General features: G+C 44.7%; 5 protein-coding genes. All 5 read left to right on the top strand.

Annotated features, from left to right (window positions below; genetic code table 11):
- Window positions 1–71: 71 nt before the first annotated feature.
- The 5 genes from QNM16_RS06990 (at window position 72) to ydiJ (ending at window position 21,766) form a co-directional block, all read left to right on the top strand.
- Window positions 72–9,101 carry a non-ribosomal peptide synthetase gene (locus QNM16_RS06990; RefSeq protein WP_284019826.1) on the top strand — a complete coding sequence of 3,010 codons (9,030 nt, stop codon included), beginning with the start codon at window positions 72–74 and terminating at the stop codon, window positions 9,099–9,101.
- A 3-nt stretch (window positions 9,102–9,104) separates the two neighbouring features.
- A complete protein-coding gene (locus tag QNM16_RS06985; RefSeq protein WP_284019825.1) occupies window positions 9,105–16,373 on the top strand; it encodes a non-ribosomal peptide synthetase in 7,269 nt (2,422 codons plus the stop codon).
- Between the two features lie 12 nt (window positions 16,374–16,385).
- Window positions 16,386–16,898 (top strand): DUF2141 domain-containing protein, encoded by a 513-nt coding sequence (locus QNM16_RS06980; protein WP_284019824.1) that lies wholly within the window; start codon window positions 16,386–16,388, stop codon window positions 16,896–16,898.
- A 243-nt stretch (window positions 16,899–17,141) separates the two neighbouring features.
- Entirely contained in the window at window positions 17,142–18,377 is a 1,236-nt protein-coding gene (locus tag QNM16_RS06975; RefSeq protein WP_284019823.1) for an aspartyl protease family protein, read from the top strand.
- 404 nt (window positions 18,378–18,781) lie between these two features.
- The gene (gene ydiJ, locus QNM16_RS06970) at window positions 18,782–21,766 is read left to right on the top strand and encodes a D-2-hydroxyglutarate dehydrogenase YdiJ (RefSeq protein WP_284019821.1); all 2,985 of its coding nucleotides are present in this window, start codon (window positions 18,782–18,784) and stop codon (window positions 21,764–21,766) included.
- Window positions 21,767–21,846: the final 80 nt, after the last annotated feature.

Here is a 21,846-nt window from a genome sequence, read left to right as displayed (position 1 = left end):
AAATCATGACGCTCGCGGCGTTGAACGCCTTTTTATGCCATCACAAAAATAATAATGGAAGTATAAACCCAATGCGTAACGAACATTCTCAATCACTGTCCCAGCGCCAACTACAAGTTTGGCAAGGGCAAGAAATTGCACCAACTAGCCCTGTTTTTAACGTCTCTAGTGCACTTAAGATTACCATGGAAGATTGTTTTGAACAGTTGCAAAAAGCGCTTGTTCAATTACAACAACGCCACCCAGTGATCCACAGTAAAGTAGAGCTGACAGCGGATACCCCTGAACTCACTTTCAATTCGGGCACAGTACAGTGGCAAGTGATGGCGGACACCGCTTTGAGCGCCTCCGAATTATGCGATCAGTATAATGCGCAATTCATTGATACCAGCATACGTAATTTTGAATTTTACTATCAAGTACTGAAAGACTCTGAGGTGATAGTGTTGATCAAAGGTCATCACATAGTGTGCGATCAGTGGTCTTTACAGATTTTAGTGAATGATTTACTGAGACTCTTATCGAGTGAGGATGACAGCTCAACACTCACACCAGATATTGAATATTACGCTGCCAAAGATCAAGACTTTGCCGATGTGCAAGTGAGCCCAGTAGACTTCATCATGAAAAAGTCACACAGCGCGGCTAGCAGTGATGACGTGGCTGTACTATTGGACAATACCACCGAGTGCATTGAGCCAATCAAGCAAGTGGCTGCTGAGCACGGTATCAGCCCTTACTGCGTTATTCTGGCAAGCACCATTTTAATGGTGAGCCGTTTAACTAACGATGAAGACGTCACCATAGGTGTACCGATCGCCAGAAGAACGCGCAAAAACCGTTACCTGTTAGGCCATTATGTCGATTTAGAAGCGCTGTCTATCACGGCGGTTCATCAAAAGTCACTGATTGAATTATTACAGACCATCAGTGAGCAGCTGACTGCACTACTTTTGAATAAAGCTCCATCAGGCTTGAGCAGCAAGAACATTAACGTGGTGTGTAACTATCTTGCACAGCTAAAAACGTCTCATATTATTCCGGGCTTGATGCAGGTGCTAGCGGGGTTACCTGAACAGCAGATCCGTTTAGGTGAAGATAATACGGTCACAGTGGAAGGCGTGCTGTTAACCCCGGTTGTTGCACAGTTTGAGTTAGACTTTACGTTATTCGAAACAGGTTCACAGTTGCTGCGAAAAATTGTCGCAGCAGACGCACAGTTTAATCCCCAGGCTTTACAAGAAATTGGTGAAATACAAAAACGTTTTATTACGCATTTGGAGCAAGATGATGCCCATCAAATATGTGGCTGCATCAGCACGCTGACTGAAGCACAAACACATTTGATTGAACACCAGTGGAATGACTTCCCTGCAAAATACCCAGAGCATAATTTAATTGATGGCTTTGACTTACAAGTTGCGCAGTACCCTGAACGCGTCTCTGTGATCACGGCAAGCCGTCAAATTGATTATCATACCCTGAGCGAATACCGCTACGGCATTGCTTACCAAGTGGCCTCAAAAGCTACTAATCGCGGTGAGCTGGTCGCTGTCATGTGCGAAAAGAGTGAGTATCAAGTTGCTGCACTGCTGGCCATTAATACCGCAGGGTGTGCTTATTTGCCAATCAACGTGGCTTGGCCAAATTCTCGTATTCATCAGGTTTTATTGGCAGGCGGTGTGCAGCAGGTATTAATTTCGAAAGCGTTATTCGAGCGCATTCAAAATGAGCCATGGTTGAGCGAATTCCAATTCACTTTAGTTGAAGAGGCCGCAACAAACAGTGCGCAGGCAGATAGCCTATGGCGAGAAAGCTTAGCTTTGCCTCTGCCGCATGAGATTGCGTATGTGATCTTCACATCGGGCAGTACTGGCCAGCCAAAAGGGGTGGTGATCACCCACGAAAGTGCCATGAATACCATTTTTGCTATTAATGCGCGTTTCGAGGTCATGCCAGAAGACCGTATTTTTGGTATTTCGGATTTGAGTTTTGATTTATCTGTATACGATGTGTTTGGCGCTTTGGCTGTGGGGGCCGCCATTGTGCTTCCTGAGCAAGACAAAGTGCAAGACACAGACCATTGGTTAGACATGGTCGAAGCGCACCAAGTGACAATTTGGAATACAGTACCACAGCTTGCGCAACTGCTTGCGAATGAGCAAGCATTACAAGCGCGCAATGTTGACAGTTTGCGTGTTTATATGATGAGTGGAGATTGGATCCCACTGCGCCTACCCACGCAGCTAAGCAATATGACACCACATGCCACAGTGATGAGTTTGGGTGGTGCCACTGAAGGCAGTATCTGGTCTATTTGGCATGAAATAAAAACGGTTGAGCCGGATTGGCAGAGCATTCCTTATGGTTTGGCAATGCCGAACCAAGCTATGTGGGTGCTGGATCAATATGGCAATCATTGTCCTGCTGGTATTTTAGGTGAAATTCACATCGGCGGCATTGGAGTCGCTCAGGGCTATTTTAATGACCCAGAGCGTACTCACCTTGCATATTTTGAACACCCTACACTTGGTAGACTATATCGTACAGGCGACAACGGTTGTTGGAATGAAAAAGGTTATATTGAATTCAAAGGCCGTAAAGATTTTCAGGTAAAAGTACGTGGCTACCGTATCGAAATGGGTGAAATTGAACACTGCTTATTAAAGCGCCCAGAAATAAAACACGTTGCGGTGATTGATAAAGAGCACAATCAACAAAAAGCGCTGGTTGCTTATCTAGTTGGAGAGCTTAATGCATCGATTGATTTAGATGATGTGAGACAGTTTGTAGCAAAACAGCTTCCAGAGTATATGGTGCCAGCCGCTTTTGTGGTGATTGATGCATTACCTTTGACACTCAATGGCAAATTAGACAGAAAAGCATTACCAGAGCCTGAGTTTATTGCCAGCACTGAATATCAAGCACCGCGCAATGATTTAGAAACAGAACTCTGTGGCATCTGGCAAGGTGTACTCGGCCTTGAAAAAGTGGGTATAAACGATAACTTTTTCCAAATTGGTGGCGACTCAATCGTGAGCATCAGTTTGGTATCAGCCCTAAGACGCGCGGGCTACACCCTTAAAGTGAAAGATATTTTTGTCGCGCCAAGCGTGGCGGAATTGGCAGAATTTATCACCGATAATGATGATGTCGCGAAAGTAGAGGTGCTGTCAGAGCAAGGGGTTTTATTAGGTGATTTTGACCTGCACCCAACGCAAAATTGGTTCTTTGCACAAAACTTTGCCAATGTGCACCACTTCAACCAAGCATTTAGTGCCTATTGTCCGAATGACTTATCCCATGATGACTTAAATGAGGCGCTAACCACACTGAGCTATCAGCATGATATGTTGCGTAGCCGAAGTATTGTTGAGCGGAAAAACCGCTATTGTGAAGAAGTGCTGTTTGAGTTAACTGAGCTGGATATCTCTTTGTTGGATGAGGCACAAGTCAGTGACACCTTAAGCACTTTACAAGCCAGCTTGGATATTTTTGCAGGCCCAACATGGCGTGTGGTTAGGCTAAAAGGGCATAGCGATGGCCGCGATAGATTGTGTTTTATTTTCCATCACTTGATCATAGATACTGTCTCTTGGGGCATTTTGCTTAACGACCTTGAGCAAATTCTTGCTGGACAAAGCCTGTTGGCAAAGCAAACCAGTTATCGTCAGTGGGTTGACGGACTGGCGCAATACGCAGCGCGTAACCAAGCGCAAACGGCTTATTGGTCTGAGGTGATGGCAGAACAGCCAAGTCCACAGCCTTTACATGCAATGCAGAAATTATCCTTGTCTTTATCGGTCGAGCAAACAGAGGTTTTGCTACAGCAAGCAGCTCAAGGATACAACACGCAAACGCAAGAGTTGTTACTCAGTGCGCTTGCCATTGCCATGGAAACTGTATTTGGGTCTAAGTCTCATCATATTATGCTCGAAGGCCACGGTCGAGAAGCCATTGAGGATGCACTAGAAGTGAACCAAACAGTGGGGTGGTTCACCAGTTTATACCCAGTTAAGCTCGAATGCGCACAATCTGTAGAGCAAACCATTGCTGCAAACAAAGACATGCTGCGCGCTATTCCTGATAAGGGCATCGGTTTCGGTGCGCTGTATCAATTCGACCCTGAAAAGTTACCTGCACCTCTGCCAAATGTATGTTTTAACTACCTTGGGCAGTATAAAACGGCTGAACCTGCTCATTGGCAAATTACCGGAGAGCCTGTTGGCGCAGCGGTTAGCGCTGACAATGACAGTGACTTAATGCTCAATGTGTTGGGATTAATTAAACAGGATGCGTTGAGCATTGAGATTGAATCCAGACTTTCGCCAGCGCAAGGTGCGCAATTTGTCCGTGCTTTTGAGCGTGCACTTGAGCAGGTGATTGCTCAAGGTGTGAGGGCGATGCAAGCTGGAGGGGTGAGCACGCCAAGTGACTTCCCGCAGGCGCAGATTAGTTTTGAGCTGCTGCAAGACCTCCAGTCACAGGCTTCTGTAGAGGCTTTATATCCTGCCAATAGTTTGCAACAAGGTTTTATTTATCATGCCTTAAATCAGCCAGATGATGATGCATATCGAGTACAGTTGTTAGTGGACTATCATACTCAGCTAGACCTTGAACTGTATCGAGCAGCTTGGCAGTTAGCGACTGATAAACACCCAGCGCTGCGTATGGCATTTAATTGGCAAGCGCAGATGCTGCAAGTGATCAGCCAAAATCTGGTGCTGAATGACGCGCATTTCAAAGTAGTAGATCTAACTACTTTGCCTGATGGTGAAAGTGCGCAAAAAATGAATGAACTACTCACTCAAGATAGGCTCACAGCGTTTGATTTGGCAAAGCCTGGGCTCTTTAGAGTGGTAGTGTTCAAGCACAGCGACAACCATTATAGCGTCCTAAAAACGGAGCATCACAGCATTGGCGATGGCTGGAGTGTGGGTAATCTACTGGAGACCGTCAACGGTTTTTACAACCAGCTGAAAGCCGGTGAACAGCCCGTTATCCAACATGACCATGCTTATCAAGCCGCGCAGGTATACCTGCATGAAAACAAAGACAAAACGGATGCATTTTGGCAGCAAAAAATGCCTGAATTTGAGCATGCCAATGACGTTAATTACCTGCTGAGCCAGTCATTTGATTTAGCTAATGAGCGCGTCGTCACTGAACCTGCACGCAGTCAGTTTGTGATTGCAGGTGATGAGTTTAGTGCGTTAAATAAAGTGTGTAAGCATGCCGGTGTGACACTCAATGCTGCCATGCAATTTGCTTGGCACAAGTTACTGCAAAGCTATTGCCAAGATCAGCAAACAATCGTTGGGACCACAGTATCTGGTCGAGATATGCCTGTTGCGGATATTCATTCAAGTGTAGGTCTGTTCATCAATACCTTACCTTTGGCGGTAAATTGGCAAACGGATGCAACGATCACACAGATGATGTCGCAAATTCAGCTGGAAATCGCCGATATTAATACCCACAGTGGTGCAGAATTATCTCGTGTGCAAAGCCAAGGGGATGCGTTATTCCATACCTTATTTGTGTTTGAGAATTATCCAATTCCAGAAGCGCAAGAAAGTGACGGTGAGCGCGTAGAGCAGGCAATGCAGTATCGTGAGACGCGTGAGAAAAGTGATTACCCGATCACCGTTATTGTCACTGCCACACCGGAGCAGGTTGAGTTTTCTTTGAATTATTGTGCACGGCAAATTGATGCGTCTCAGGCTGAGCAATTAATCGCGCAGCTACAAATTATCGTTAACGCCATCGTTACTGAAGTTGAGCAGCCACACAGTCAAATTAGCTTGCTGTCAAAGCAACAAAGCCATGAGCTGCTGATGCAAATTCAGCCGCAAGTTGCGCCACTCCCTGAGCGTGGCAGCTTGAGAGAGATTTTTGCCGAACAAGTGCAAAAGTACCCAAATAACACAGCGCTTAAGTTCCAAGACAAAGCGCTTAGCTATCAAGCGTTAGATACTCAGTCGACGGCGCTGGCTAAGGCGATTTTAGCGCGAGACCCTAGCATTGCCTCAGCCACAAGCCAAGCACCGGTTTACATTGGTCTTTATTTTGCTCCCAGCCTTGAGCTGTTAGTGAGCATGATCGCGATATTAAAGCTTGGGGCCACGTATGTGCCATTGACGCCAGAGTATCCAAAATCGCGCAGCCAGTTTATTTTGAGTGACACACAAACGCCAATATTGCTCTGTGAAGCAGGGTTAGAGGCGAACCTTTCAGAAGTACTCGATGGCTTAGATACATCTGTGCAAGTACTCAGTTATGACGAACTCAATCAGGAAGAAGTGGACATCGACTTGTCTGTGGTGAATACCACAGCAGATGATTTGGCATACGTGATTTACACATCAGGCACCACAGGACAGCCAAAAGGTGTGATGCAACCGCATCACAACGTGGTACGACTGTTTGATTCTTGCGAGCAAGAGTATCAGTTCACAGCGCAAGATGTGTGGGTGATGTACCATGCCTGTACTTTTGACTTTAGTGTGTGGGAAATTTGGGGCGCGCTATTACACGGTGGCTGTCTTGTGATCCCTGACAAAGCCTGCACCCGTGATCCGCGTGAGTTTATTGCCTTGTGTCAAAACCAAGGCGTCACGGTATTAAACCAAACACCGAGTGCTTTCTATTCATTTACCGATACCGCTGTGTCGCAAGGTGCTCAGCTACCAGCGCTGCGTTATGTTATTTTTGGAGGAGACAAACTTAATATGGCACGCCTTGCGCCTTGGTGGCAGGCCTATGGTAATACGCAAACCAAGTTAATCAATATGTACGGCATCACAGAAACCACCGTGCATGTGACATATCAGGAACTCTCACCGGATAACAATCAGCACCAATCACTCATTGGCCGACCATTAAGTGACATGTCAGCTTATGTGCTTGATGCCAACCAAAACCTAGTGCCAGTTGGAGTTGTAGGTGAATTGTATGTCGGTGGCGCTGGTCTTGCTCGCGGCTATTTAAACCGCAAAGAGCTGACCCGTGAGCGCTTTATTGAAAATCCATTTGCCGCGCAATTACCTGCTTCTCAAGAATCCCGCTTGTACCGCAGTGGTGACTTGGTGCGCCGACTTGCTGATGGCCAGTTAGAGTACATTGGCCGAAATGATGAGCAGGTTAAGATCCGAGGCTTTAGAATCGAGCTGGGAGAAATTGAAAATATTCTCATTGCACATCAAGATGTGAAGCAAGCAGTTGTGATCCCGCGATTGCTGCAAGGCACACAGCAACTGATTGCGTATGTGGTATCACAAGGCGAAACCGCACTTAACCATGACGTGCTAAACACATATTTAGCTGAGCAATTGCCAGAGTACATGGTGCCCAGCGCCATTATGGCCATTGAGCAAGTCCCGCTGACTGTAAACAACAAGGTTGATCGCAAAGCCTTACCAGATCCTGTATTTGATGCACAGAGCGATTATGTTGCACCGACCACTGAACTTGAGAGCCAGCTGTGTGATATTTGGCAGGCGTTACTTGGCCTTGAAAAAGTGGGGATTGATGAGCACTTCTTCCGTATCGGTGGTGACTCAATCATTAGTATTCAATTGATGTCGCAGCTGCGCTTATTGGGCTATACGCTCAAAGTGAAAGACATCTATGAATCACCGACTGTGGCACAATTGGCGAAAAAGCTTGAGCAATTGCCGCAAGCCCAGACAGTACAAGCAGAGCAAGGAGTACTAACAGGTGAGTTTGATTTACTGCCTGTACAGTCTTGGTTCTTTGACTTAGGCCTATCGCAACCTAATCATTGGAACCAGTCATTTATGCTGACGGTACCTGAAACTCTTACTACGTCGCAAGTTGAGCTGGCATGCCATGCTTTGGTTGAGCACCACGATATGATGCGCGTCCGTTTTGCGCCGCAAGGTGATACTTATCGTCAATCTTATTTATCTCTTAACGAGTTAGATTTGGCTGCTTGGTGTGGTGTCGCTCAGATAGATGTGACAGGGCTCTCTGATACGCAAATTGGAGAGCAATTGAGCCAATGGCAGGAAAGTTTTGACCTCAAAAATGGGCCGCTATTTAAGCTGGTGCATCTGCAAGGTTATGGTGATGGTGTTGCGCGAATTTGCTTTATTTTTCACCATTTAATCATTGATGGCGTCTCGTGGCGGGTGTTGTCACAAGACATGCAAACCTTGCTCACAGATAAAACATTAGCTGCAAAAACCAGCAGTTATCGCCAGTGGGTTAATAGCATGCAAAATTACCCAACAGATCACAGCAGTGAGTTGAATTACTGGCAACATGTGGTTGAGCATAGCAATGCATTAAATGTTACTGAATCTGTCAGTGAGCATTCGTTGTCTTTGTCGGTGGAGCACACACAAATGCTACTAAGACAGTCAAATGAAGGCTACAACACGGAAATCAATGACTTATTGTTAGCTGCGTTAAGTTTAACTTTGCCGCAAGTATTATCAGGTACAGAGCATGTGATCACTTTAGAAGGTCACGGTCGAGAAGACATTGACGAGCACTTAGATGTATCGCAAACCCTAGGTTGGTTTACCAGCTTATATCCAGTGAAGTTAACAGCATATGACGACCTCTCAACAGTGGTAGTGCAAACCAAGGAAATGTTACGCGCCGTGCCGAACAAAGGGGTGGGCTATGGGGCCTTTTTCCAAGCAGGCCAAATTACTCAAAAGCTGCCACTTATTAACTTCAACTACTTAGGTCAATTTAATCGCAGCACGTCTGGTTTAGAAAGTTGGCAGATTGTCCAAGAATCTTGTGGCCAGTTAATTGGCGAGCAAAATGAAATGGCATTGATGCTTAACATTAACGGCATGATTGACTCAGACCAACTGGTGTTTTCAATTCAGTCGCGCCTAGGACAGCAGCTTAGTGCTGATTTTGAACGCTACTTTGCGACAAACTTGCAACATGTGATTGAACATACAGCTCATATTGCCGAGCAGGGCGCAGTCGCCACCCCCAGTGACTTTATTGCCAATGACTTATCCGTAGAGCACCTTGCACATTTAAACAGCGTACTTGAAGAGGCTGATTTGGATGAGCAAGACGACACTTGCGACGACAATATCATGGAGATTTAAGCAATGTTACTTATCAAGGAAATCAGTGCACATAACCTGTCTATTTGGGCGGAGCAAGGTAAGTTAAAACTGGCTTTTGGCAATGCGTCTCCAGACCCGCAGTTGGTGAATAAAATCAAAGCCAATAAGCCAGAGTTAATTGCGTTTTTGAGTGAACAGAAAATTGACTCGGCGAAAGCGTTTAAGCGTTATATCCAGAGTCAAACTGCGCCTTCGCGTGGTATTGAGTCGGTAAGTCCGGCAAACAGCTTACAACAAGGGTTTATTTATCATCATTTGAACCAGCCAGACGATGATGCGTATCGCGTGCAAATGATGTTGGATTATCAAGAGCCGCTGAACGTGCCTTTGTACCAAAAGGCTTGGGAGTTAACCTCTTTGAGATTCCCTGCGCTGCGCACTTTTTTCAACTGGGATGAAGCCCTGTTGCAAATTGTCTCACCTAAAGCGAGTATCGATAGCAATAGCTTTTACTATAAAGATATCAGCGCATTAGGTGAAGCAGATCGCGCTGTAAAGATAGATGCATTGCAGCAAGCGGAGCGCGCAAAAGGGTTTGACTTATCAAAGCCGGGCCTGATCCGCATTTCACTTATCAAGCAAGCAGATGACTTATACACCTTACTAAAAACGGAGCATCACAGCATTAGTGATGGCTGGAGTGCGCCATTGTTGTTGCGCAGCGTCCATGAGTATTATGAGCAGTTACTCGGTGGCACAGTGCCGACGGTCGAGGTGGAAACGGCCTACTTAGCAACGCAGCAGTATTATCAGCAACACCAAGTGCAGACACAGCAGTATTGGCAAGAAAAGAAACAGCAATTTGAAGGGGCAAATGACATCTCTGGTATGTTGAGTGCCCCCATTGATTTGACCAAGCCGATGCAGGTCACAGAACCTGATACGCAACAATTGATGATAACGGGTGTTGAGTTTCACGCGCTCAAAGCCATGTGCCAAAATGCCGGGGTGACACTCAACGTGGCATTACAATTTTGTTGGCACAAGCTGATCCAGGTTTATGCGGGCGATGAGCAAACTACTGTGGGAACCGTTGTCTCGGGTCGTAATTTGCCAGTTGAAGGCATCGACAACAGTGTCGGTTTGTTTATCAACACCTTACCACTGCAAGTTTTTTGGCCAGAAAATGCGTCTTGTGCGCAAATTATGGCAGATATTCAGCTATCGATTGCGTCACTCAACAGTGCCAGTAGTGTTGCACTGGCTGAGCTGCAACCGCAAGGTGAGCGGTTATTCCATACTTTATTTACTTTTGAGAATTACCCGATCAATCATCAAGGCGATACACGTAAATGGCAGCTTAAGAAGGTGGTTGAGAAAATTGATTATCCGCTGTCAATTGTTGCGACAGAGCAAGGGGATACGCTCGATATTGCCATTAATTACAGTGCGAATTGGTTAGGTGCTGACAAAGCGAGCAAGCTGGTATCACAGCTTAACGTTTTGCTTGAGCAGCTGGTTGAATCGCCAGAACAGCCGCATCAGCAATTAGGATTGTTGACACATGGTGAGTGTGAGGCAATCACGCAGCAGTGGAACAGCCAACAAACGCACTTTGAATTTGAAACTGACATTGCGGGCTTGATTGCCCAGCACGCGCAAGCTATGCCAGACAAGGTGGCTGTTAAAGCGGGGGAAACTTCTTTAAGTTATCACCAACTTAATGAGCGAGCTGAGCATTTAGCAAATAACATTTTGCAGCGCCTTACTCAGCAAGGGGAGTCGGTGCAAGCCGATACATTGATTGGGCTGTATTTGAGTCCAAGTGCTGACACTTTGGTGGCCATGCTAGCGGTATTGAAACTGGGAGCCGGATATGTCCCAATCTCCCCAGATGCCCCAGAAGATAGGGTGCAGTTTATTCTAGCGGACACAGACACGCGCTTGGTACTGACGCAATCTCAGTATGCCTATCGACTAGATGCTTGGCTGACTGGCACTCAAGTTGGCTTTATCAACTGTGATAAACCTATGTTGGTGATTGATAATTCACAAGATTTTGCTGAGCGTCGCAGCCGCATGAATAACATTGCGTATGTCATTTATACCTCGGGTACCACAGGTAAGCCAAAGGGCGTAATGGTAGAGCAAGCGCAGGTACTTAATTACTTTTTTGGGGTGCAAAGTACTTTATCAGATGCCCTTGAAGTGTGTGATTTTTCGACCAACTATTGCTTTGATTTGACCGTGACAACCACTTTATGCCCACTCATGGCAGGTGGAACTGTGTGTGTTTATCAGGATGACATTGCCAATGTGTCAGCATATCAGGCACATTTGACAGACAATCAAGTGCGTTTTGTAAAAACCACGCCAAGCCTTGCTAACCTCTTATTATCTGACAGTGAGGTAACCCTGTGCAGCTTAATGGTCGGTGGTGAAGCGCTGACTAAGCCGGTAATTGATAAGCTCTCAATGGTTACTGAGACATTGATTGATGAATATGGTCCAACAGAGGCGACAGTAGGCGCCATGAACAAGCGCGTTGACCCAAGGCAAGTGGTCAATGGTATAGGGCATGCTTATCCCAATGTGACGCTTTATGTTTTGTCATCGGCACTTAAACCTGTGCCAGTAGGCGCAATCGGTGAGTTATATATCGGCGGGGTTGGTGTGGCCAGAGGTTACTTAAATCGCGATGATTTAACGCAATCGCGCTTTATTCAAAATCCATTTGCAAGTAGCGATGATGTGTACAATCAGCGGATCTACAAAACGGGTGATTTAGTTCGTTGGCTCGACAATGGTGAAATTGAATATCTTGGGCGTAACGACAACCAAGTTAAAATTCGCGGTTATCGAATTGAGCTTGGTGAGGTTGAGCACGCCATATGTGATGTTGAGGGTGTTCAAAGTGCGGCCGTCATTTCGGATAAAAGCCAAGCTGATGGTGCATTGCATGCTTATTGGATTGCCAGTGCAAACAGTACTGCCTGTGAGGAAAGCATTAACGCATATTTAGCGTCAACATTACCAAAATACATGGTCCCAGCTAGCTTTACACAATTAGAGATATTCCCTTTAACGGGCAATGGTAAGTTGGATGAAAAGGCACTGCCTATTCCTAATCAAAGCGTTAAACAGAGTTACAAAGCACCAAGCAGTGAGCTTGAGTCGACCTTATGTGAGCTTTGGCAACAGGTGCTCAATGTTGATACTGTAGGTGTGGATGATAATTTTTACGAGTTAGGGGGTAATTCAATCACGGCAATTCGTTTATCTGCGGCCAGCCGCAAAGCACTCAAGCGTGATATCCCTCTCGAAATGCTGTTCACCCATAATACCGTCGCCAAACTGGCTAACGTCATTGATGCGTCACAGGCCATTGTGATCCCTCGCAGTGACGCTGAATCTTTACCGCTTTCATTTGCACAGGAGCGATTACTCTTTATCGACAGCTATGAAAAAGGCAGTAGCGCGTATCATATTCCAGCTTTGTTTGAAGTTGGTGAGTCACTAAATCTTGATGCTTTTCAAAAAGCACTTAACCAAGTTGTGGCCCGCCATGAAGTATTAAATTCGGTATTTAACACTCAAGATAATGGCATTTTAAGTCAGCACGCATTACCGTCAGATATCGCTATTGTACAGCACTCGGTGGCGGATGAAGTAGTCCTAGAGACACTGGTCAGTGAACTGGCATCAAAACCATTTGAGCTATCACAAGATAGCCCAATGCGGGTATATCACATTAGTCGTGCAACTACCCAGTATTTGCTCTTTGTGTGGCACCACATCGCATTTGATGGTTGGTCGACGTTTGTATTCACTGAAGAGCTAACGAAAGCGTATCTAGCGGCGTTGGATGGTAAAACAGCACAACTGCCAGAGCTGAGTATCCGTTATGCTGACTACGCAAAATGGCAAAGAGATTATCTGCAAGGTGAGACACTAAGCAAGTTACAAAGCTATTGGAAAGGTGCACTTGAAGGGGTTGAAACACTGGAGTTACCTTATGACAAGGCAAGGCCAAGTCAAGTGATCTACGCAGGTGATAACCTTGAATTAGTCCTAGATAAACCGCTATCCAAGCAGGTTATGGACAGTGCTAAGGCACAGCAAACCAGTGTGTATACTGTGATGCTGAGTGCCTTGTATGTCACTTTGAGCAGTGTATCTGGGCAGCAAGATATTGTGGTTGGTACGCCTTCTGATAATCGACATCATAGCCAAGTGCAGGCGCTTATCGGATTTTTTGTCAACTCGATGGCGCTGCGTAGTCAAGTTGATAAAAACAGGAGTGCGAGCGAGTTTATTCAGCACACGCATCAGCTGGTTACCCAAGCGAAAGTGCATCAGGATTTACCATTTGAGCAAATAGTGGAGCTGTTGGCGTTAGAAAGAGACAGCTCACGCCATCCTATTTTTCAGGTGATGTTTAGTGTGCAGAGCATGAATGCCGAGCAAATCGTGCAGGGTGATTTGCAGTTAAAGCCAGTGCTAAGCGATAAGCTCAGTGGCAAGAGTGCTAAATATGATTTGACCTTAGTCGTTGATGACAGCACAGAGCAGCTGAGTTTGCAGTTTAACTATGCGACCAGTTTATTTGAGCAAGCGACCATCGATGCATTTGCACAGCGCTACGTTCGAATACTTAAAGGCATGCTGGCGGTGCCTTCTGACGCGTTACATCACATTAATGTACTGAGTGACGCTGAGCGCACACAAGTACTAGAACAATTTAATCAAAAGCCCGAGCATACTCCAAGCTCACTATCGATCCATCGTATTTTCGAGCGTGTAGCCAACAGACGTGGCAGTGACATTGCTGTGGTGTGTGGCGATGAGCAACTGACATACCAGCAGCTCAATCAAAAAGCCAATAAGCTTGCTCGATTTATCCGACAGGCATATGAGATAGACCAAAAATCCACGATTAAACCGGATACATTAATTGCGCTTTATTACCCACAAAATACCGATATGGTGGTGGCCATTTTAGCGGTGCTCAAAGCAGGCGCTGCTTATGTTCCGCTGTCGATGGATAACCCTGATGAGCGCACGCGATTTATTGCCAGCGATGCAAATGTCTCTTTGGTACTCACTCAAGCGGACTATCATGCTGAGTTATCGAGTATTTTTAATACCGACTCGGGGCCGAGTGTCTTAGTTGCCGAACATGTCGGTGGTGAGAGCATCGAGAATTTGGACGTGGATACGGATTTAACGAGCTTGGCGTATGTCATTTATACCTCAGGGACCACGGGGCAACCTAAAGGGGTTGAGATTGAACACCATGCGGTGAATTCTTTTGCACTGGGTAACAACTACTTGGATGCGACTAAGGTGCGCCGTATTGCCAGTATGTCGTCATATGCATTTGATGGATTTATTTTTGATGCCATGTTCAGTTTGCTCAATGGCTTGTGTGTGCATTTAGTGGATAAATATACGCGACTCTCACCAGAGCTATTTGCTCAGTATGTTGAAGCGCATAAAATCGATGCGAGCTTTATGACCACCGCATTATTTAATGCACTGGCAGCTAGTGGACAGCTTAAAAATAGCCCGCTTAAGCACATCTTGTTTGGCGGCGAGCAGGTTAATTTAAATGTGGTGAATGCCTTTAAGCAAAGTACACCGCAGGTGAAGTTAAGTCATGTATATGGTCCGACAGAAACCACAGTGTTTGCCTCTGTTTGCCATCTTGATGATAGTCGAACTAATGCGCCCATTGGTCACGCTTTAACAGGCAAAACCTTGTATGTATTAGATCCGATGGGGGAACCAGTCCCTGTGGGTACACCGGGTGAGCTTTACATTGGTGGTGAAGGGCTTGCTAGAGGGTATTTAAACCGTCCAGATCTCACGGCAGAGAAATTTGTCGAAAATCCATTTGTAGACGCCGCAGCAAATAGCAACATCGAACCTCGCATGTATCGCACCGGAGACATTGTGAAGTGGCAAGCTGATGGCAACATAGAATACGTTGGTCGAAACGATAAGCAAGTGAAGATACGCGGCTTTAGAATTGAACTGGGTGAAATCGAAAGCGCCATTTGTAGCATTGCAGGGGTGAAGCAAGCTGCGGTAATTGCAAAGCAAAACGGGACTGAAAAGTATCTTGCAGCGTATGTTGTGAGCGACGATCCCTGTGCTGATAAAGCAGAGCAGATCATGGGATATTTGCAGACTGCGCTGCCTGACTTTATGGTGCCTTCAGCAATGACGTTACTTGATAAAATTCCACTCAATGTCAACGGCAAACTGGATGTAAAGTCTTTGCCAGAACCTAATTTTATTAAAAGTGATGAATATGTAGAGCCACGCGATGCCCTTGAACTTAAGTTATGTGAGCTGTGGCAATCCGCATTAGGTCACTCGCAAATTGGGATCGGTGATGACTACTTCAAGCTCGGCGGGACTTCAATTGCGGCAATTAAACTTACACAAGTGATAAATCAAACCATTAATTGTAAGCTCTCTGTGGCTGATTTGTTTAAATCTCCTACCGTACGAGGCCTGGCAAGTTTGGTACGTAATCAAGCACGTGATGGGCAATTAGTGAAACGTTTAAATGACTTTAGCGACGGCTTACCAACCCTGGTGATGGTCCATGCTGGCAGCGGCGGCTGCGAGGTTTATCAAGGGCTTGCAGCAGAGTTAAACGGGTTGTTTAATTGCTTAGGCGTTGATAACTATAACCTCATTAATGAAGAAAAAATTAGCCAGTTAGATGTGCTTGCTAAGGTGTATTACGATGAGGTGTGCGCTCATATTGAAGCGGATAAAGTTTGTCTTTTAGGCTGGTCACTCGGTGGCAATATCGCACTAGAAATGGCAGGTTTATTTGAAAGAAACCACAGCGCTGACATAAAAGTGCTGCTTTTAGACACTATTATCAAGTCAGGGAAGCTCAAAACGCTGACGCAAGAGTTTGAGTCTGAAAATGAGCAATTATTTGTTGCCCGAATGCGAGAGCTTGGTCATGAAGCAGGCAGTATCGACGCAATGATAAAGGCGCGTAAAGCAGAAGGGCAGTTGGATTTATGTCCGCTGAGCCAACCGCTGAAAACGTCTCAGGTGCATTTATTTAAAGCAGGTCAATATGAGGCGCAGGTGTCGGATGAGCTGACACGTGAATGGTCACAAACACTGGATGCTATTGCTGATAACAACGTGGAAGCATTTATCGGTGGTAAAGTGGATTGTACTTTACTTAAACAGCGAAATCATGGTGATATCATACAAAGTCACGCTGAAATCAAGGCCGTATTGGAGCATGAGTTTGGTTTTGGCAATAAAGGTTAAAAGGTATTTTATATGAAAAAGGTATTGTTATCGTCATTGGCGCTTACGGTGTTAGCGGCTTGCTCGTCTACCTCTAATATGAGCGTGAATACAGTAAAAGGTGCGCCGACTGAGGTCCGCATTGTGGTGAATCAGGTGGCAAGTACTGAAGGGCAGTTGTTAGTGTATTTGCATGACAACGCGGATTCTTACTATAGCGATGATAATTACAGCGCATCGAGTATCAAGTACTTTCACCGTATGGTGGTTACGCCAAGGATTCCGGCAACAGAAGTGGTGCTAGAAGGTATTCCAGCAGGTAAATACGCCATCAGTGTGGTGCATGATAAAGACAGTGATGGCACTCTGGATCGTATGGTATTCCCATTTATTGGTATGCCAAGTGAGCCTTATGGTTTGTCAAATGACGCATACAGTGCGTTATCTAAAGGGAATTTTGAAGATGCGTTGGTTGATATTGCAAACCAGCCGCAGCCAATTCAAATAAACCTAGCAACGCATTTGACAAAAACTTTTGGTGGCTAAGTATGGGTAGCCGATAATTCTATCGGCTACTTTGATACTGCTTTGTAGTCCATTAACCTGACCCTCTAGGTCTCGGGCTTTACCCGAGATCTATGCCTTAGTTATAAATGATATGGATTCTGAACTAAATTAGTGTGACATAGTTATGGTCTCAAGTTTAGCTCATGCCATAATTGAATTTGACGTTCTCTTCACAAACCCTTTTGTATTGTTGTGACTTTCAAACACAAAAAGGAATGATTGATGAGACTTCTTATTCTACTTCTGGGCACTATGGTACTAAGTGGTTGTAGTGTTGCTAATTATCTCCGACTTAAATATGAAAACGATGATCTAGAGCCAAATTGGCAAGTAGGTAAAACGCACTCTCAACTAGATGCCGAAATTAGTGCCAAACCCTATGTTTATATGTCCATTAATGGTGTCAGCGGTTTTAAAATGATGATTGACACTGGGGCATCGATTTCGCTGCTGGAAGATACAAGCAAAGTTAAGGCACTTGGTTTAAAAGAAGGATATTCACTTGAGCTCGGCGGGTGGGGCGATGGTGAAAACTCTCGGGCTTATCAAACGCAAGTGAGTCAAATAAAGCTTGGTAATGTCAGCTTTGACGAAGTGAGTTTTGCATTTATGCCTCTGTCACAAACTGACTACTTTTTACGTCCTGAAGAGGCTGTTTTTGATGGAGTGCTTGGTCATGATATTTTAAAGCATTTTACGTGGTACATAGATCCTAAAAAAGGCACTGTCGCTATTTCAAAAGCACCTTATCAATCATCACAAGAAGATATAACCATCCCTATGCGTGTGTTTCTCAGTAAGCTTTATTTTGATAGTGAAATTGACCTAGGCAATAACCAGACGCTTGAACAAGAGGTCGTGCTTGATACCGGTAGTCGTCACTATTTCAAACTGAACAATTATTATGTACGTGATGCAGGTTTTGAGTTCAAAGGTAAAACGGTCACAGGTTCTGATTTTGGTTTAAATGGCCAAACTGTCCACCAGCGTGGCACCGTGCCTCAAGTTAAAGTTGGGGATTTAATTTTAAGCAATGTGAAAACCAATTTTATTGAAGGGGATGATGATGGCAAGTCTGTGCTAGGCAGCTCAGCGTTATCGCATTTTAGTTATGTCATTGACTACAATAATTTAACGCTTCACTTAAAGCCTTATCGGTCAACCAAGTTTACAGCGCGATACAATCTACTGGGTTTGGAATTGAGAAAGCTGACCAATGGTGCGTTTGTTGTAAGGTATGTGATGCCGGATATGGCAGCATTTGGTTCAGGGATAAAAGTAGGCGATGAAGTTGTGAGCTTTAATGGCCTAAATGCTAAACAGCTTTCACAAACAGACTGGATTGCCCTTTCATCAACTGTGGGCGAGCATACATTATGTATCACAAGAAACGACACCTGCTATCAGCTTAATGCACAGCATATTGCAGGCTACAGTAATGTACAAAAGTTATATTAAAATTTTAGGTTGCTCCGATTCTCTCACTAAGTTTGACAGCGCAGTTACTTGTACTCTTAAATGCTGAGCAAATCATTTGAAGCGGGTTTACTTAAGAGAGCTTTAGGGCATTTGGCAACCAAATGATGCCGACTATCAGCATGTCAAAGGCAATACTCTGATAAAAACACACAGCTTTTTTGGTCAGGCTGCCAATATACAATTAAGCAAAGCTGAGTAATTCAACTACACTACTAAAATTAGTTCTCCCAACTAATTCAAAGCGGCAAGATGGCAATCTTGCCGCTTTTTTATGTGCCGCTTTTTGGACTGTGTTCGCGCGTTAAGTCTAGTTACGAATATTTTAAGTTATGTTATATTGTATCATTTTGGCGTGGGGCGCAAAAATGGGTCAGGAAAATAAAATGAGTTTGAATCTGGACAGTATCGTTAAAAAATACCTAAACGAGTTGAAAGCATCGGGGTTTAAAGGGGAAATAGATACCAGTTATTCAACCACTTTGGTGCACTCAACGGATAACAGTATTTACCAGCAATTTCCACAAGCAGTGATATTTGCCAAATCAAATGAGGATATTCAAACTGCATTGTCGTTGGCAGATAAAGCGGAGTTTCGTCAGCTCAGCTTTGGTCCACGTGGCGGTGGCACAGGTACTAATGGGCAATCACTTACTGGGGGCATTGTATTAGATTTATCGCGACATATGCGACAAATCTTAGAGGTAAACACGGAAGAAAAGTGGGTTAGAGTACAAAGTGGCGTTATCAAAGATCAACTCAATGATTTTTTAAGGCCGCTGGGATTCTTTTTTGCGCCTGATTTATCTACCAGTAACCGCGCAACGGTGGGCGGCATGATAAATACTGATGCATCAGGGCAGGGCTCTCTGGTTTATGGTAAAACCAGCGATCACTTATTGGCTTTAAAGTGCTTTTTAGCTGATGGCTATGAGCTTGATACATGCCAAATGCCGATGAAGGCAGCACAGACAATCGCCAAGCAGGATAGCCGCCAAGGACATATCTTTCGTGATGTACTCACCAGCTGTGTAGAAAACCGCACCAAAATCTTAGACATTTTCCCAAAGTTAAATCGCTTTTTAACTGGGTATGACCTTAAAAATGTGCTCACTGACGATATGCAGTCCTTTGATCTAACCCGTATTATTGCAGGCAGTGAGGGCTCCCTTGCGGTTGTCGCCGAAGCGAAACTGAACATCCTACCGATTGAGCCATACAAAACACTGGTCAATATTAACTATGACAACTTTGACTCCGCCTTGAGGCACTCGCCTTTTTTGGTGAGTGCCCGTTCGACTTCTGTTGAAACCGTGGACAGCAAAGTTTTAAATCTGGCGCGTGAAGATATGATTTGGCGCAGTGTCGCCGATTTTTTAGAAACTCCGGCTCATATTACCTCTGATGGGTTAAATATGGTGGAGTTTAATGGCACAGCGGAATCTGACATCAATGTGAAGGTTAGGGTATTAACTGACCAATTAGATTCATTGATTGAAAGCAAAAAAGCTGGGGTTTTATCTTATTCAATAACCACCAATAAGGCTGATATTTTAAAAATTTATGCGATGCGTAAAAAAGCGGTGGGGCTATTGGGCAATACCAAAGGTGCGCAAAAGCCAGTTGCGTTTGTTGAAGACACCGCAGTGCCACCAGAAAATCTTGCTGACTTTATCACTGAATTCAGAGCGCTGCTTGATAGCTATAACTTGAGTTATGGCATGTTTGGTCATGTTGATGCAGGAGTCTTACATGTGCGCCCAGCCCTAGATTTGTGTGATGATAAGCAGCAAGCCATGTTAAAACCCATATCAGATAAAGTATCAGAGTTAACTAAAAAGTATGGTGGCTTGTTTTGGGGCGAGCATGGTAAAGGCTTTCGTAGTGAATATAGCCCTGACTTTTTTGGACCTGAGTTATTTTTAGAATTGAGGAAAATTAAAACTGCATTTGATAAACACAACAAACTTAACCCAGGGAAAATATGTACGCCGATTGATGAGGAGACTGCACTTGCAGGCGTAGAGGGGCCGCTCAGATCGCGCTATGACCAACTTATACCTATTAATATCAAAACGTCGTTTCAAGATACGCTAAACTGCAACGGCAACGGGCTGTGTTTTAACTACAATGAAAGCACTCAAATGTGTCCATCATACAAAATAACCAAAGATAGGCGAGACTCTCCTAAAGGTCGAGCTATGTTGTTTAAAGAGTGGACACGCCTACAAGCAGCCCAAGGGGTGGAGTTACCATTACAACAGTCTGCATACTTTGATGAAACTAAGTCTCAGGTACAGATCTCAGAAGCGGGAGAGCTTGCCCAGTTAAACCATGAGGTAAAGCGTGCTATGGATGCTTGCTTGGCCTGTAAAGCATGCTCAACGGCATGCCCTGTCAAAGTGGATATTCCAAATTCTCGGGCGTATTTTTTGCATTTCTATCATCAAAAGTATGGTAGAAAATTTAAAGATTATTTGGTCGGTAATATTGAAAAGTTGCTGCCTTTAATGTCACGTGGTGCATCAATACTAAACCCTGTGATTGGCTCAAAGCTTGTGAATAAGCTCAGTAAATGGGGATTAGGTTATCAAGATTTACCACTGCTCAGTACCAAGCTACCCAAGGGAGTTGAATTTGACTACGAAGCGTTAAGTAAGCTCAGTCAGTCGCAAAAAGATAAACATGTACTAGTGGTACTGGACCCGTTCACTTGGTTTTATGAAGCTGAATTAATTGCTGCAACCATTAAGTTAGCTGACAAACTTGGTAAAAAAGCCGTTCTATTGCCATATCATGAGAATGGCAAAACTCAGCATGTGAAAGGGTTTTTGCCTGAGTTTAAAGTAACGGCTAGAGCCACCAGTGCGTTTTTACAGCGCGCTTCTGGCTTGGGTATTCCTATGATTGGCTTAGATTCTGCATTGGTATTTGTGTATGACGATGAATATCGTAAAGTGCTTAGTGAAACGGAGCGAGGAGACTTTCATGTATTTACAATTCATGAGTGGCTCAAACAACAAGACCTTGGTGTTTTAACGCCAAGGTCGGTGGCTGAGTCACCGACCTTAATGCCTCATTGCACAGAAGAAACGAATGCTCGTGCAGCATCGGCTGCTTGGAAAAGCATTTTTGATACGCTCGGTATACAAATTAACTCGCCTAGTATCGGGTGCTGCGGCATGGCAGGCACTTTTGGTCACGAGAGTAAAAATCAAGTTGCATCACAGGCGCTGTATAACGCATCTTGGCAATCACATGTGCAGTCATCAATCTTAGTCGCAACAGGGTTCTCTTGCCGCAGCCAAGTAAAGCGCTTTGAGGGGAGTAAACCAAAACATCCAGTCGAGTTTATAGCGAATATTTTATAGTTACTTTGATTACCTAAAAGAAATATTAAACCCACATATTATAAAAGTGGGTTTATTCTTATTCGTAATGCATTTTTATT

This window comes from Pseudoalteromonas umbrosa (assembly GCF_030125375.1).
Lineage (GTDB): Bacteria > Pseudomonadota > Gammaproteobacteria > Enterobacterales > Alteromonadaceae > Pseudoalteromonas > Pseudoalteromonas umbrosa.
The sequence above is the reverse complement of the archived record's forward strand: the minus strand, read 5'-3'. Positions and strand labels throughout refer to the sequence as shown.